Source organism: Chitinophaga sp. (genome assembly GCF_019236475.1).
Classification (GTDB): Bacteria; Bacteroidota; Bacteroidia; order Chitinophagales; family Chitinophagaceae; genus Chitinophaga.
This window is the reverse complement of the sequence record NZ_JAFAIX010000013.1, coordinates 449,255-464,879: the sequence shown is the minus strand read 5'-3', so window position 1 is coordinate 464,879 and position 15,625 is coordinate 449,255. Positions and strand designations below refer to the sequence as shown.

Here is a 15,625-nt window from a genome sequence, read left to right as displayed (position 1 = left end):
GTTTATTTATCTCAGTAATGTAATGTTGCCTTTTAACAGTCCTAATCCTCCTTTATCGCAGACTACTTCCGCAAGGTAGACATATACATCTGGCGGCAGGGGTTGACCTTTGAGTGTGCCATCCCAGCCTTTAGAAATGTCGTCTGTGCTAAAGTTATAGCGTTCAAAAACCAGTTGTCCCCATCGGTTGTAAATCTTCAATGACTTCACTTCCTGGGCACCCCGACCACGGATGTAAAAAATATCGTTCATCCCGTCCTTGTTGGGAGAGAAGGAATTAGGTATGAAGATATTTGCGTTATCACATACCAGTTTGACATTGATATCATCCATATTCGTGCAACCATAAGCGTTAGATACTTCTACATAATAGGTAGCATCTGCTTTTGGTGTCAGCGTTGGATTGGCGCAATTGGAGCAACTGAGATTATCTGCTGGCGTCCATTTGATACTTGTTACATCCTCGCTGACTTTTGCATGTAGCGGGATGATGGCGCCATTAGATTGAACAATGTCTGGGCCTGCATCTACAAGCGGTTTCGGGTTTATGGTTACATGTGCGGTCGCCTTCACTTCAAAGCAGTTGGTTTTATCGAAACCAGACACCACGTAATCTGTAGTTATCCGTGGAGAGGCGATTGGATTAGGGATATCTGTTCTGCTCAATCCAGTAGCAGGGGACCAGGTATAACGATCTGCTCCCGTAGCATTCAGTTGAACGCTGCCACCGAAGCAGGTGGTATGGTTGCTGGTAGTGACCGTGAATGGTTGTGTAACGGTCAAAGAAACAGCCTTCTCTATTTTACAGCCGAAAGGGCTGGTGGCAATGACCGTATATGTCATGTCTTTATCTGGTGAAACTAGTGGCGTTTGAGATGTTGGGTTATCGATTTTGTAGTTGGTCCATTGTACAGCGGCATTGGCGTCTGTATTGGCGGACAACTGCAGACTGGAGCCAGCACATACATTCGCTAGCGCCGGCGTTGGAGATAATAACGGCGTCGGGTGTACGTTAATCTGTGCGTTTGCAATATCGGGGCAGCTTCCGTCGGCATTAGTGATGGTCAACTTTACTGGGATTGTTCCCGGTAGATTGCCATTGTAGTCAAATGGAGTCGTATTGTTATTGGTGATATCGCTACCTATATTCCAGGTCCATTTTACGTTATGCAATCCTAGCGTTTCCTTACCACTTATGGTGACTGTTCCTGCTTCACAGATATCCGGGATAGGATTAATGCTAGCCTTCGGCTGATCTGGTATTGTCACCGTTTTAGATATGTCCGCAGAACAACCATAATCGGTAGTAATATTCAGTTTAATGGTATGTGTGCCAGGGCCAGGGTAGTTAAATGATGGATTCCTGGAAGTGGTATTGTTTCCAGGCTGGCCCGGTTGGCCAAAGTCCCAGTTACTGGTGAGTGGTAATCCCAGTGTACTTTCGGTAAGTGATTGAGATTTGTTGGTGAATTTGATAATACCACCGCCGCAGGGAATGAGATTATCGATATCAAAATCAGCGATTGGTTTATCAACAGTAATTGTTCCGGAAATGATGGCTGGTACTTCACAGCCTTTACTATCCGTCAGGATGACGCGTGGCGTATAGATACCGGCATTTTGATAAGTGTGCTGGGGAGAAGTTGGTGTAGTAGTCGTCTCCACAATACCATCATCAAAATCCCATGCATACTTTACCGTTTTTACCGCATTGGCAGTAAGGCTTGGTTCAAATGGAGCGCAGCCATGGTCCAGGCTTATAGCGGCTTTACCATCAGGGCCATCTACTGTCAGTGTCTTTTTGGTTTGGTTACTGCATCCTTCGCGGGTAAATACTGTTAGCGTGATTTCATACACGTTGGGTCTGGCATAGATATGACCGTCGGGATTGTTATTACCCGTGGAAGTGCCATCGCCAAATTCCCATTTCGAACGTTCGAAGTCAACAGAAGTATTGGTGAAAGTAACATTCGCAGGGGGACAAGGTAAGAGGTCCTCTGGCATGGTGAAATCCGCCTTCGGGTCTGGTACGCGGATCTTTTGTGTGGCCTCATCCACACAGCCATTCAGACTAGTGATTTGCAGTTTTACATTATAGGTGCCAGGTGAAGTAAAAGCCTTATTGGGATTAGATTGTGAGCTGGTGGTACCATCCCCGAAATCCCAAGCATATTTGGTAGCGCCATTAGAGGTGTTATAGTAAGGCCGCGGGTCGTTGACACATGGTTCATCCGTACTAGTTGTGAAGCTGGCATTATGATTATCCAGTTGTATGAAGTTGGTGGTTTCAGCCGTACAATTGTATTTATCTGTTACCAGCAATTTTATCGTATAGCCACCATCTTTCGTGTATTGATGTGTGGTCACCACAGGAGCAGTACCGATTGTCACTTCTGGCGTATTGTCTCCAAAATTCCATTTCCAGCTAACTAGTTGATTGCCGGGATTCATGGTGGAATTATCTGTCAATGTGATATCTGAATTTCGGCAAGGTTTACCTGCAACAGAAAAGCTCGGTATAGGACCGTTTACAGTTACTTCCTCCATATTGGATTGTTTATCGCAATGATTCAGGTCAGTTGTAAACAGTTGTATTTTGTATACACCTGGAGTGGCGTACATATGTTCTATTGGCGCATTCCAGCTAGGTGTGTCAGTGGTGGTACCATCTCCCCAGTCGATAGTCGTAGCGCCTTGTAATGAAGGCTCAGGAATATTTGCTGTAAGGGTCAGTGATTTGCCTATGCAAACGGCTGGTTGGCCGAGGGTAATAGTCGGTGATTGATTAACGATATAAATTTCCGATGAGAACTCGTTATCACAGATATTATTGCTCACCTTCAATGCCACTTTGTAAATGCCTTGTTGGGCATAAGTGTGGGTAGGATTGGTGGTGGTAACGATGGGGGTACCATCACCGAAATCCCACTGTAGGATACGAGGAAGTGTTGGATCTGGATCCCATTGGGATTGGTCATCAAAGGTTCTCTCCATTGGCTTATCACAATCGGCTTTAGTGCGCCACTGTGCAACTGGAGAGGTTACATTGACGATATCTGTTTTAAGTAATTTCTCTTTACAACCGTAATTACTTACTTCCAATTCTACTGATTGTTTGCCTATCGTGCGGAAGTAGTGTAGAGGGTTTTGTTCTGTGCTGTACCGTTCATCATCGGGTGTGCGCGGATCATCCTGATCTGTTATGAAATGCCATAGCCACGATTGTCCTCTAGGGACAGACAGGTTGGTAAATTGAACGGGGTCCTTCGCACAAACGACCGGAGGTGTTGCCGAGAAATCAACTACAGGTTTGAGTCCGGCTTTCAATTGGGTGTGAGCGGTGCCTTTACATCCGTTGCTGGTAGTGAAGGTCAGGGTCACGCCAAAATTACCTTCCGTTGTATAGGTATGAGCAGGGGAAGGGCCTGTACCTGTAGTACCATCGCCAAAATCCCAAGCGTAGCTTACGACTGTCTCAGCACCGGTACTCGTGAGGTGTGAGCTGAATAGTACATCCAGCGGCACACAACCCTCCATTTTATTGGCGTAAATATCCATGTTGGGGAGGGAGTAATCCAGTGTAACAGGAATTACGGCTTTACAGCCCTGTGCGGTGGTGGCCGTTACCCTTGCGTTATATACACCGTTGGCAGTGTAACTATGCTGCGGATTTGTTGCGGTAGATGTTGGACTGCCATCACCAAAATCCCAGGACCAGCTTACTGCATTGCTGTTGGTGATTTGAAACTGCGTAAAAGCAGGTACAGCGCAGGTATTATTGGGAGTAGCAAATGCTTTATCAGTAGGTTGAGGGTAAAGTGTGATGGGCATGTAGGTTACATCCGAGCAACCATCTAAGGAAACGGATAATACTACGTAATCTCCGGAATTGCCGATAGCATGCTGTGCATCTTTCGTATTGAGCGTGGAATTATCCGGAAATGTCCAGATTGTAGAAGTAGGCGTAGGTGTAGATGTATTGGTAAACTCCACTAGTTGGCCTTGGCAGGAGTTGGAATAGGTAAATGACGCTTTCAGATTACCTATGTTAATATAATTTTTGAGTGTTTTGGAACTGCTACAATCGCCATTGGTAGCAGTAAGTGTAACCGTATAAGTTCCTGGATTTTTATAGGTATGATTGGGTGATGTTCCCGTAGAGCCGTCGCCGTAATCGTATGTAAACGTAAATTCCTTGTTGGGGTCAGGCGTTTTGTTGATAAAGGTAGCATCAAAGGGAGCTGTACAACTGCCTGGTTTTACTGCTTCGAATGTAGGCTCTTCCGGCGCTGTGCGAATAGTTACAGGCAATGGCGTACTGCTGGAGCGGCATCCCCAGTTATTGGTAACGATACTGGACACATTGTACTGGCCAGCAGCATCAAATTTGTGGGTAACTGTTTTTCCTTGTAGATCCTTCAGCAAGGTACCATCTCCCATATCCCATTCTACGGATGTAACAGTGCCGTCTGGAGTGGTGGACTGATCTGTGAAAGATAGCGTAGTATGTTGACACGCTAGTGTGACGGCGCCGGTAAAAAGCGCTTTAGGTGCATCATGTACCACAATATCCAGGCTTTTGGTAATAGGTCCGGATGGATAGTTGGCCGTAAAAGTGACATGGTAGGTCTTCGGGACATCAAAGGTTTTCTTGGGTGCCAAGAGGTTATTGATGGTAGAGCCTTGATCGAAAGACCATTCATAGCTGGTGTATCCGGGGTCTAGTGAAGCGTTGAAGCTCACCAGCATGGGAACGCAGCCGCTGGTATTATCAGCTTTGATGACCACATTTTGTGCCTGTACGCCAGATATCCCAGCAAGCAATATCAGGAAAAATATAAGGCAAAACGAACAGAATTGGTTAGAGTTTCTCATGGCATAGCGCCCGTCAGGGCGGATCATAGGTATGTTAAGTTGAATAAAAGTAATACATAAATTATTATAGCCGTATTATATCTTCTATCACCGATAGTTTTTCATGGAATTTTAAGGTAGTGACCTATATTAGCAATCTTTACAAGTGTATGCATATGGATAGTAAATACTGGAATGACCGCTATCTGCAAGAGCAGACCGGCTGGGATATGGGTATGGTGTCTCCACCATTAAAAGCCTATGTAGACCAGTTGTCGGATAAAGAACTACGTATACTCATTCCCGGTGGAGGTAACAGCTATGAAGCGGAATATCTTTGGAATCAGGGTTTTAAGCATATTACGGTACTGGATATAGCGCCTATAGTTATCGAGCGACTGCGTAGTCGATTAATGGGAACAGCTATCCAATTGTTGGAAGGCGATTTTTTCCAACATAAGGGACAGTATGATATTATCCTGGAGCAGACCTTTTTCTGCGCCCTGGAACCTGTTATGCGTCCAGATTATGCGCGTCATATGCTCACTTTACTGGCGCCGGGAGGGCATTTGGCAGGTGTGATGTTTGATAGAGTATTTGAGCGTCCGGGGCCGCCGTTTGGTGGCACTGAAGAAGAGTATAGGGCATTATTCTCTCCCAACTACCAAATAAAAACGTTGGCGCCTTGTTATAATTCTCATCCTGCCAGGCAGGGAAGTGAGGTATTTATTAACTTTATCCCGAAATAAAATTCCATGAAGAAGATAGTTATCATGGCATCCTTGCTGCTGGCGGGTTTTAGCCTGTATGCGCAGCAGTTAAAAGAAGATGCCGCCACCTTTGCCAAAGAGATTAAGCAACCAGGCGTACAAGTTTTTGATGTGCGTACCGCCGGGGAGTATAACAGCGGACATATAGCCAATGCTTTGCAGGCAGATTATAATCGCCAGGATGAATTCCTGGAGCGTGTGAAGTACTTGGACAAGAAAAAGCCTGTGTATGTGTATTGTTTGGGCGGAGGACGTAGCGCCAAAGCAGTGGCATGGATGCGCGAAAACGGATTTACCAATGTGGTGGATTTGGAAGGAGGTATTAATGCCTGGAAACAGGCTGGTTTGCCGGTGGAAGGAGTTGGCATCGCCAAAAAACAGTTGACAATGGATGCATATAACAGCAGCATTAAGACAGGTTGGGTATTGACAGACGTAGGCGCAGTATGGTGTCCGCCTTGCCGTCAGATGGAGCCGGTGTTGAAAGAGCTGCTGGCAAAGCATAAGCAACTGAAACTTGTAAAAGTAGATGGGGGAAATGATACCGATGTAATGAAGAATATCAATGCATTGAAACTGCCTACTTTCATCATGTATAAGGATGGTGTGGAGAAAGGTCGTGTTACAGGCGTAGTAAGCAAAGAAACGCTAGAAGCGATGATGCAATAACCAAAAGTTATTAACATAATAATTTAGAGAGAAGAAATTTTGACAAAAGCAAAAGATTGACGTCGAAGACGTCAATCTTTTGCTTTTGTTTTTTTAGTTGTTCCTGCTCGTAGGGCAGGAACAACGGGCAAGAGTGTTTTACATACATTCATGCCTATATGAATTTTTTGGTCGCGTAGTCCAGGAAGTAGCTGAACTGTAACGGTTTACCAGTGATTTTTTCGCATAGCTCATTGGAAGTATAGTACCTTCCGAATGGATGAATATTATTGCGCAGCCAGTCTAACAGCGGTTGATAATTACCATTGGCAATGGCTTCTTCCAGTTCAGGCACTTGTTTCTGGGCAGTAGTGAAGAACTGTGCAGCATAGAAGCTACCGAGGGAGTAGGTGGGGAAGTAACCAAAGCTACCGTGCGACCAGTGGATATCTTGCAATACGCCTTGTACATCATCCGGTACATTTACGTGTAGGTATTGACGATAGTAATCGTTCCAGGTATGGTTTAGGTCTTTTGTGCTGATGCTACCGTCGATCAAGCCTTTCTCGATTTCGTAGCGGATCATGATGTGGAAGTGGTAAGTAATTTCATCTGCTTCCGTACGGATCAGGGATGGCTGCACATGATTGATGGCTTTGTAAAAGTCTTGGAGAGACACGTTACCGAGATTATCCGGGAAGCTGCGCTGGAGGCGTGGATATTGGAATTTCCAGAAAGCGAGACTACGGCCGGCATTGTTTTCCCATAGGCGGGATTGCGATTCGTGTATACCCAGGCTGGCAGCTTCGCCGCAAGGGAGGCCATATTGTTCCTGGGGAAGACCTTGTTCGTATAATGCGTGTCCGCCTTCATGGATGCAGCTCCAGGTCATGTTACTGAAATCATTTTCATCGATGCGCGTAGTTACACGCACATCCAGTGGATTGAAGCTAGTCGTGAAAGGGTGTTCAGAAATATCCTGACGGCCAGCTTTCATATCGTAGCCCATTTCCTTTAAGATATCGATGCCCAGTTGCCATTGCTTATCGCGATCGTAGTGGCGATGTAGGAAATCGCGTTGGGCAGGCTTTTGCTGGGAAATCTTATCCAGGAGGGGAGAAAGGGCTGTTTTCACTTCCGTGAAGATCGTATCCAGCATGGTCGTGTTAGCGCCTTTTTCATATTCGTTGACCAGGGCGTTGTAGGGATGTCCTTCGTAGCCGAGGATCTCCGTTTCTTTACGTTTCAGCTCCACCATTCGGGTGAGGGCTGGTTCAAAAACTTTGTAGTCGTTCGCTTTGCGGGCTTTTATCCAGGCGTGATAGGCTTGGTTGGTAGCTTCGGAGATCTCCGCCACCAGGGAAGCTGGGTATTTTTTATTTTTTTCGTAGTCTTCCAGGGAGAGTGCGATATTTTTTTGTTGTACGGAATCCAGTGAAGCATCTCCGTTCAGTTTGTGCAGGAGTGTGCCTAGTTCTTCCGAAGTGAACAGTTCATGGGCAATTGTGCTGAGCGTCGTAATTTGCTGACCGCGGAAGCCGGCTCCTTTTTCTGGGAGATAGGTTTCTTGGTCCCAGCCTAAAACGGCGATCGCATTTCTAACATCTGCAATTTTTTGCATCTTTAGTTTGTAATCCGCATATTGTTCTGCTGTAGATTTGCTTCCTGGCATAACTGATGTTTTTTTGCAAATGTAGGTGATGGCCGGAATGAACCATTAATTTTTACCCATATGAAGATAAAAGAGATTATCCAGGCGATAGAAAGCTTTGCCCCGTTGCAGTACCAGGAGAGTTACGACAATGCCGGACTGATATTCGGGGATGCTTCTAGAGAGGTCACCAATGTCTTGCTGACGCTGGATGCCACCGAAGAGGTGATAGATGAAGCCATTGCCAGGGGATGTAACCTGGTGGTAGCGCACCATCCCATTGTATTTGGTGGGTTGAAGAAGATTACTGGCGCCAATTATGTAGAGCGGGTAGCCATCAAGGCCATCAAACATGATGTAGCCGTGTATGCGGCGCATACCAACCTGGATAATGTGCGGGATGGTGTTTGTGCAGAGATGGGCCGTCGGTTGGGGCTGGTAAAAACCAGGGTATTGCAGCCGAAGAAAGGATTATTGAAAAAGTTATACACATTTGTGCCGGTTGCAGATGCCGAGAAAGTGCGTACTGCCTTGTTTGAGGCTGGGGCCGGGCATATAGGGAAATATAGCGAATGCAGTTTCAATGGGCAGGGAGAGGGTACTTTTAAGGCTGGAGAGGGGACGGATCCGTATGTGGGTACCCAGGGAAGCAGACATTTTGAAGTCGAGACGAAATTGGAAGTGATTTTTCCGTTATATTTGGAAGGTCGGGTGATTTCCGCCTTATTGAGCAGTCATCCTTATGAGGAAGTGGCTTATGATGTGGTAGCGTTGGATAATGCTTACCAGGAAGTAGGATCGGGGCTGATAGGGGAGTTGCCGGAGGAGATGGAAGAGATGCAATTTTTACGTTATGTGAAGGAGCAGTTTGGGACTGGTTGTGTGAAATACACGCCATTGAGGGGTAAGTCGGTGAAAAAGATTGCGTTATGTGGAGGAGCGGGGAGTTTTCTGCTGAAGCGTGCCATTGGTGCGGGGGCAGATGTCTACATATCCTCAGATTTTAAATATCATGAATTTTTTGATGCTGATAATCAAGTAATTATAGCAGATATCGGACATTTTGAGAGCGAGCAGTTTACAGTGGAATTATTTTATCATATATTGACTGAAAAATTCCGTAATTTTGCGCCTCTTAAATCTACGATTAAAACAAACCCGGTAAATTATTTATAATACATGGCTACCGTAAAAGAATACTCCGTTGAAGAAAAATTAGCGTCTGTACTCAGATTGCAGAAGATTGATTCCAAGCTGGATGAGATCCAGGTGCTGAAAGGGGAGTTGCCGATTGAGGTAAAGGACCTGGAGGATGAGATCGAAGGATTGAATACCCGTCAGTCACACATCGAGAATGAGATCAAGGGTATCCAGGATTTCGTTTCCAACAAGAAAGCGGCTATTAAGGAAGCAGAGGCGCTGATCAAGAAATATGAGAAGCAGCAGGACAATGTGAAGAATAACCGCGAGTTTGAGGCGATTACCAAAGAGGTGGAAATGCAGAACCTTGAAATCAAGTTGGCTGAAAAGCACATCAAGGATGCAAACGAAGAGATAAAGGATAAGAGCCGTGTGCTGGAAGGCGCTAAAAGAGCTGTAAGTGATAAAGAAGCGAACCTGAAGCACAAGAAAGGTGAGCTGGAAAAGATCATTGCAGAAACTGAGAAAGAAGAAAAAGGTTTTGAAAAAGAGAGTGATGAAGCTCGTTCTAAAGTAGATCCTCGTCTGCTGGCTGCATATGAGAAAATCCGTAAAAACTATCGTAATGGTCTGGCAGTGGTTACCATTGTTCGTGATTCTTGCGGTGGTTGCTTTAACGCGATTCCTCCTCAACGTCAGGCTGAAATCCGTCAGCATAAGAAAATCATCGTGTGTGAGCACTGTGGTCGTATCCTGGTAGACAATGACCTGGAAGCGTCTGTGACTATCTAACTGACAATGCCTCGGGCATAAACTAATTAAAGGCCTTTGCCGTATGCGGCAAAGGCCTTTTTTATTAAAAGCAAGCTAATAAAATTAGTTTCATATTACTAAAAATATTAGTTTTGCTTTCATGAACCTCCACGCATATACGATGCGTATTAGTTCTTTTTATTTGTGGCAGGAAATTCGCTGGAATAAGGCAACTTTGAAAATTGTAGATTGTTAATTTGAGATTGGCTTTAATTTCAGGAATTTTGTCAGTATGCGAATCGTAGTTTCATTCATTTTGCTACTTAGTGTAGCCTTCAGTGTTAGTGCAAGGCAAAAGGTTTATGACTTTAACACCCGGTGTGAACAGGCTTATGACGCTATCATGCAGCTCCGGTTGGACGCAGGTAAATCCTTATTGGAAGAAGAGAAGAAGGAACATCCAGATAATCTGATGCCTTATTTTTTGGAAGATTATGCGGATTTTTTCCCCCTGTTTTTCAATGAGGATGCATCGGAATACTCCCGCAAGAGAAGTTTGCGGTCTTTCCGGTTGGAAAAAATGTCAGAAGGGTCTGCGGATTCACCGTATTACCTGTATACACAGGCGGCTATCAAGTTTCATTGGGCACTGGTAAAAGTGAAGTTCAACGAAAAATGGGATGCCACCTGGGAAATCAGGAAAGCTTATATGATGCTGAAAGAGAACCAGCGCCGCTTTCCAAATTTCATTCCCAACAAATTGTTGTTGGGGACCATGCAAACGGTATTCGGTACTATTCCGGAGGGATATAAGTGGATCACGAATATCCTGGGCCTGAAAGGCAGTATCAAGGAAGGAATGGAGAATGTAAATGCTTTCGTAGAAAGTAATGCTCCAGAGGCAAAACTGTTCAGAGAGGAATCCTATTACTTTTACTGCTATCTCATGTTGTTCGTAGTGAATAAACCGGAAGATACTTGGCAGTTCCTTAACCGCAAACAACTGGATACCAAAAATAATTACCTCTTCGCTTTGATGGTGGCCAATCTGGCCCTGAATAACCAAAAGGCAGCGGTAGGGCTGAAAGTGTTGCAGGAAAGAAATACTTCGGAGGATTATGCGGATATTCAGTATTACAACTACGTATATGGGTTACTGAAACTGACAAGGTTGGATCCAGATGCGCATGTTTACCTGGAGCGTTTTGTGAATAACTTCAAAGGGAAGTTTTATGTGAAGGAATGTTTGCAAAGACTCAGTTGGTACTACTATTTGGAGGGTAACCAGGCCGCCGCAAACAAATACCGAGAATTGATTTTCAAACGTGGCGGAACAGAAACAGATGCGGATAAACAGGCGCTGAAAGAGGCGGAAAGCGGCAAATGGCCCAATCCATTCTTGTTGAGAGTACGGCTACTGAGTGATGGCGGCTATTTCAATGAGGCATTGAAGTTATTACTGACAAAGAAAGCGGCCGATTTTGCAGGTATTGAAGAGAAACTGGAATATGCTTACCGACTGGGACGCATATACGATGAAACTGGCCAGGACGACAAGGCCATTCAGATGTATGATGTAACCGTGAAGGTGGGAGCCAACAGGCCGGAATATTACGCTGCCAGAGCTTCCCTCCAAATGGGATACATCTTTGAGAAAAGAAACGAGAAAGCCAAAGCTATCCAGTGTTATCAGCGATGCCTGGATATGAGAGGCCACGATTATAAGAACTCCCTCGACGCACGTGCCAAAGCCGGGATTCAACGTGTAAACGGCATCTGATCGGGGAGTATAGCAGTTAGCTTATTTTATTATTATCCTGACTTATGTTACAGCGTTTAATCATTAAGAATTACGCCATTATCGATCACCTGGAAGTGGATTTCTCCGGGAACCTGAACGTAATCACCGGTGAAACCGGTGCGGGTAAATCCATTCTGCTCGGTGCCCTCTCTCTTATCCTCGGCGAAAGAGCAGATCCAGGTGTGCTGTTTAATAAAGAAGACAAATGCGTGGTAGAAGGCATCTTCCAGGTAAAAAACAACCAGGTAGCTAACTTCCTACAGGAACATGAACTGGATGTGGAAGATCAACTGATCATCCGCAGAGAGATCAGCGCTGCCGGCAAATCCAGGGCTTTTGTCAATGATACGCCTGTCAACATCTCCCAACTTTCTTCCCTTAGCCAGTTCCTCGTAGACCTGCACCAGCAGTTCGATACCCTGGAACTAGGAAATGCAGATTTTCAACGAGAAGTCATTGATGCCCTCGCCAAGCCATCGGCATTACAACAATACCAACAACTGTTCCTGCAATACCAGCAGGTACATCGGAAATATAAAGAACTGTCCGACAGCAGAGATGTAGCCAACAAGGAATTAGATTATAATAAATTCCTGCTGGATGAGCTGCTGGAAGCGGATTTTAAAGAAAATGAAATTGAAGACCTGGATGGGGAATTACAGGTACTGAGTCACGCAGAAGAGATTAAAAACACACTCTCCCGCGTATATTTTCAACTGAAGGAAGACGAACAGCCTATCCTGCAACAGTTGAAACAGATTCAATCCTCCCTTCTAGCAATATCCAACTTCCATAAGGATGTACCGGCAGTGGCTGAACGAATGCAATCAGCCTACGTGGAACTCCAAGATATTACCGGAGATATTGACCGCCTGAGCGATCAGGTACAGTATGATGGAGCCCGTATTGAGCAGGTAAATGAAAGACTCGCACAAGGCTACCGTTTCTTTAAGAAACACGGGGTACAAACCACCACTGAACTGTTGGAAATCCGAGATAACCTGGAACAAAAAGTAGCTGGCGTACTCAATCTAGATGATCAATTAGCTGCGTTGGAAGCGGAACAGGTGCGTTTGCAAGAACAATTACTGCAAATGGCGGAAACGATCACGATGGCACGTAAAGAAGCGGCAGTGCCTTTTGAAAGAAAAGTAAATGAATTGCTGTCGCAAGTGGGTATGCCTAATGCGCGCATGAAGGTGGATATTGTTACCGGCGAACTGAATGCACATGGGCAGGATACAATAGATCTACTCTTTGATGCGAACAAAAGCAACCAGTTTGCGCCAGTAGGCAAAGTGGCCTCCGGCGGTGAGTTGTCCCGTATCATGCTGTGTGTAAAATCATTGGTAGCGCAGTCTGTTCATCTCCCTACATTAATATTCGACGAAATAGATACAGGTATTTCTGGCGAAGCCGCCAAGCAGGTGGGTATTATCCTGAAAGACCTTGCCCTAGATCACCAGATCATTTGCATTACGCACCAGCCGCAGATCGCAGGAAAGGCAGATGCTCACTACTTCGTGTATAAGGATGCCGCCGCTGAAAAAGTACGTACCAGCGTACGTCTGCTGACGTTGGAAGAACGGGTCAACAAGATTGCTCAAATGTTGAGCGGAGAGAAGCCTACGGCCGCTGCCCTTGAAAATGCAAGGGAAATGGTCCGCTAAAGAAATCAAATAGCTTTTTTCAACTATAACGACTATTTTTGCCGAAATTAATTTTTGACCAAATGGCTCATAACTTATTAAAAGGGAAAAAAGGTATCATCTTTGGCGCATTAGATGAAAAGTCTATCGCTTGGAGAACTGCACTTCGTTGTGTGGAAGAAGGCGCTGAAATCGTGCTTACCAATGCCCCTATTGCCCTTCGCATGGGTGAAATTAAAAAGCTGGCGGATACCTGCAATGCGCCGGTTATTCCTGCTGATGTGACCAACATGGATGATCTGAACAACCTGTTCACTAAATCTATGGAGCATTTTGGCGGTAAGATCGATTTCATACTGCACTCTGTAGCTATGGGTATGAACATTCGTAAAGGAAGAAGCTATACCGACCTGGATTACGACTTTAACCACAAAACATTCGATATCTCTGCTATTTCTTTACACCGCGTGCTGCAAACAGCTTATAAACTGGATGCACTGAACGAATGGTCTTCTGTAATTGCGCTGTCTTACATCGCTGCAGAACGCGTATTCCCTGATTACGGTGAAATGGCAGATGCTAAAGCGCTGTTGCAGTCTATTGCACGTAGCTTTGGTTACCACTATGGCGTACACAAAAAAGTACGTATCAATACCATTTCTCAGTCGCCAGTTAAAACAACTGCTGGTAGCGGCGTACAAGGCTTCGATGGTTTCATGCGCTATGCTGAAGAAATGAGCCCACTGGGTAATGCTTCTGCTGATCAATGTGCTGATTACGCAGTTACCCTGTTCTCAGATCTGACCAAAATGGTGACTATGCAGAACCTCTATCACGATGGTGGTTTCTCTTACACTGGTATTTCTGCTGGTGTGGTTGCTCAGATGGAGAAATAGTAAGGATTTACAAGATCAATATAGAAAAAGGCGATACCAATCGGTATCGCCTTTTTTATTAATCTAACTAGCGTAGCGCCACCGCCCGCAGGGCGGAACAGACAAAATCGACATCGAAGATGTCGATTTATAAATCATATGCGGGGAGTTATAAGTTGACAGCTTTGCTGTCAACTTGCGCAGTTCCGCGCTGCGCGCGGTGACGCTTCGCTGGCAAGCGAAGATTGTGTTGTTAAGATGGCGAATGATCGAACTGCGTTTTGGAGCTGGCGAATACAGGCCGGTTAGGCACTGACGCTGCACTGGCAAGCGGGAATTGGCTACGCACTGCGTAGCTGAAGCTGGCGATTAAGAATATTATTGGGAGATGACAGCTAAAAAAATAGCCGTTCCACCGAGGTGGTACGGCTATAATACTTTCGGCATAGGATGCTCAGGAGCCTAAGTAACAACGGATTATCTGATTAATATTCATCTTCGTTAAAGAAGAAGTCGTCCTGCGACGGGTAATCGGACCAGATATCCTCAATACCTTCGTAAATCTCTCCCTCATCCTCCAGCTCCTGCAGGTTCTCAATCACTTCAATCGGTGCACCGGAGCGGATTGCGTAGTCAATGAGTTCGTCTTTCGTAGCTGGCCATGGAGCATCCTCCAGGTATGAAGCTAATTCTAATGTCCAGTACATCTTATTAAAATTTTTACTTTTTTAATTTTTCGCAAAAGTATTCATTAATTTGAAATAAACAACTTTTACTATTTTATTGGTTATTTACTTTTCTTTGGGTTATGCTAACCGCTCGCAATGTCACCAAAAATTATTCCAACTTACCGATTCTGAAGGGAGTGGATATTACTGTCAGTAAAGGAGAAATCGTGACTATTGTTGGCTCTTCTGGAGCCGGCAAAAGTACTTTGCTGCATATCCTTGGAACGCTGGATACGCCTACTACTGGCGAGATTCTCCTAAATGATGTCAATCTGACTCGTCTGAAGGGCAATGCCCTCGCTGATTTCAGAAACCGCCATATTGGCTTTATCTTCCAGTTTCACCACCTGTTACCGGAATTCACAGCCCTCGAAAACGTTTGTATACCTGGATTTATTGCGGGTACTGCCAAAAACGCTGTGAGAGAAAAAGCCATGTTCCTGTTGGAAACACTTGGTCTGCAAGATCGTATGGACCACAAACCGAATGCCCTCTCCGGTGGTGAACAACAAAGAGTAGCCGTTGCCAGAGCCCTCATCAATAATCCTGATGTGGTCATGGCTGACGAACCTACCGGTAACCTCGATTCCCATAATGCCAGAGAACTACATAACCTGTTTTTTGAACTAAGGGAGAAATTCAACCAGACTTTCATCATCGTCACACATAATGAAGAACTGGCCCCTTTAAGCGACAGGCAGTTGGTCATGAAAGATGGTCGGATTATCTCTCATTAACCGCTTTATCGCCCCCTCC

The 15,625-nt window shown here is 45.2% G+C and carries 11 protein-coding genes; 8 read left to right on the top strand and 3 right to left on the bottom strand.

Going from position 1 to position 15,625, the window contains the following annotated elements; translation table 11 throughout:
* Positions 1-6 precede the first annotated feature (6 nt).
* Complete coding sequence (locus JO154_RS23910; RefSeq protein WP_291950797.1) at positions 7-4,902, bottom strand: PKD domain-containing protein; 4,896 nt, start codon at positions 4,900-4,902, stop codon at positions 7-9.
* A gap of 128 nt (positions 4,903-5,030) precedes the next feature.
* Here JO154_RS23910 and JO154_RS23905 point away from each other — a divergent pair, with 128 nt between their 5' ends.
* Positions 5,031-5,603: a methyltransferase domain-containing protein gene (locus tag JO154_RS23905; protein WP_291950794.1), complete on the top strand. Its 573-nt coding sequence runs from the start codon at positions 5,031-5,033 to the stop codon at positions 5,601-5,603.
* A 6-nt stretch (positions 5,604-5,609) separates the two neighbouring features.
* Positions 5,610-6,293, top strand: coding sequence for a rhodanese-like domain-containing protein (locus JO154_RS23900; protein WP_291950791.1), 684 nt, complete (start codon positions 5,610-5,612; stop codon positions 6,291-6,293).
* A 154-nt stretch (positions 6,294-6,447) separates the two neighbouring features.
* Here the strand turns inward: JO154_RS23900 and JO154_RS23895 are convergent, their stop codons facing one another.
* Positions 6,448-7,944, bottom strand: a complete 1,497-nt coding sequence (locus tag JO154_RS23895) for a carboxypeptidase M32 (protein WP_291950788.1) — start codon at positions 7,942-7,944, stop codon at positions 6,448-6,450.
* A 60-nt stretch (positions 7,945-8,004) separates the two neighbouring features.
* Between JO154_RS23895 and JO154_RS23890 the strand changes: the two genes are divergently transcribed.
* From JO154_RS23890 to JO154_RS23870, 5 genes are all read left to right on the top strand, one after another.
* Positions 8,005-9,099, top strand: a complete 1,095-nt coding sequence (locus JO154_RS23890) for a Nif3-like dinuclear metal center hexameric protein (protein WP_291950785.1) — start codon at positions 8,005-8,007, stop codon at positions 9,097-9,099.
* A 3-nt stretch (positions 9,100-9,102) separates the two neighbouring features.
* A complete protein-coding gene (locus tag JO154_RS23885) occupies positions 9,103-9,855 on the top strand; it encodes a C4-type zinc ribbon domain-containing protein (protein ID WP_291950783.1) in 753 nt (250 codons plus the stop codon).
* A 253-nt stretch (positions 9,856-10,108) separates the two neighbouring features.
* Positions 10,109-11,596 carry a hypothetical protein gene (locus JO154_RS23880; protein ID WP_291950780.1) on the top strand — a complete coding sequence of 496 codons (1,488 nt, stop codon included), beginning with the start codon at positions 10,109-10,111 and terminating at the stop codon, positions 11,594-11,596.
* 44 nt (positions 11,597-11,640) lie between these two features.
* A complete protein-coding gene (gene recN / locus JO154_RS23875; RefSeq protein ID WP_291950777.1) occupies positions 11,641-13,287 on the top strand; it encodes a DNA repair protein RecN in 1,647 nt (548 codons plus the stop codon).
* A gap of 62 nt (positions 13,288-13,349) precedes the next feature.
* A complete protein-coding gene (locus tag JO154_RS23870) occupies positions 13,350-14,162 on the top strand; it encodes an SDR family oxidoreductase (RefSeq protein ID WP_291950773.1) in 813 nt (270 codons plus the stop codon).
* 464 nt (positions 14,163-14,626) lie between these two features.
* Here JO154_RS23870 and JO154_RS23865 read toward each other — a convergent pair whose 3' ends face one another.
* Positions 14,627-14,848: a DUF2795 domain-containing protein gene (locus JO154_RS23865; RefSeq protein WP_012794455.1), complete on the bottom strand. Its 222-nt coding sequence runs from the start codon at positions 14,846-14,848 to the stop codon at positions 14,627-14,629.
* Between the two features lie 101 nt (positions 14,849-14,949).
* Between JO154_RS23865 and JO154_RS23860 the strand changes: the two genes are divergently transcribed.
* Entirely contained in the window at positions 14,950-15,606 is a 657-nt protein-coding gene (locus JO154_RS23860; RefSeq protein ID WP_291950770.1) for an ABC transporter ATP-binding protein, read from the top strand.
* Positions 15,607-15,625 lie beyond the last annotated feature (19 nt).

What these genes read in the sequence shown, in the direction of transcription:
- JO154_RS23910 (WP_291950797.1), bottom strand. Translation starts at nt 4,902, where the DNA reads ATGATCCGCCCTGACGGGCGCTATGCCATGAGAAACTCTAACCAATTC.
- JO154_RS23905 (WP_291950794.1), top strand. Translation starts at nt 5,031, where the DNA reads ATGGATAGTAAATACTGGAATGACCGCTATCTGCAAGAGCAGACCGGC.
- JO154_RS23900 (WP_291950791.1), top strand. Translation starts at nt 5,610, where the DNA reads ATGAAGAAGATAGTTATCATGGCATCCTTGCTGCTGGCGGGTTTTAGC.
- JO154_RS23895 (WP_291950788.1), bottom strand. Translation starts at nt 7,944, where the DNA reads ATGCCAGGAAGCAAATCTACAGCAGAACAATATGCGGATTACAAACTA.
- JO154_RS23890 (WP_291950785.1), top strand. Translation starts at nt 8,005, where the DNA reads ATGAAGATAAAAGAGATTATCCAGGCGATAGAAAGCTTTGCCCCGTTG.
- JO154_RS23885 (WP_291950783.1), top strand. Translation starts at nt 9,103, where the DNA reads ATGGCTACCGTAAAAGAATACTCCGTTGAAGAAAAATTAGCGTCTGTA.
- JO154_RS23880 (WP_291950780.1), top strand. Translation starts at nt 10,109, where the DNA reads ATGCGAATCGTAGTTTCATTCATTTTGCTACTTAGTGTAGCCTTCAGT.
- recN (WP_291950777.1), top strand. Translation starts at nt 11,641, where the DNA reads ATGTTACAGCGTTTAATCATTAAGAATTACGCCATTATCGATCACCTG.
- JO154_RS23870 (WP_291950773.1), top strand. Translation starts at nt 13,350, where the DNA reads ATGGCTCATAACTTATTAAAAGGGAAAAAAGGTATCATCTTTGGCGCA.
- JO154_RS23865 (WP_012794455.1), bottom strand. Translation starts at nt 14,848, where the DNA reads ATGTACTGGACATTAGAATTAGCTTCATACCTGGAGGATGCTCCATGG.
- JO154_RS23860 (WP_291950770.1), top strand. Translation starts at nt 14,950, where the DNA reads ATGCTAACCGCTCGCAATGTCACCAAAAATTATTCCAACTTACCGATT.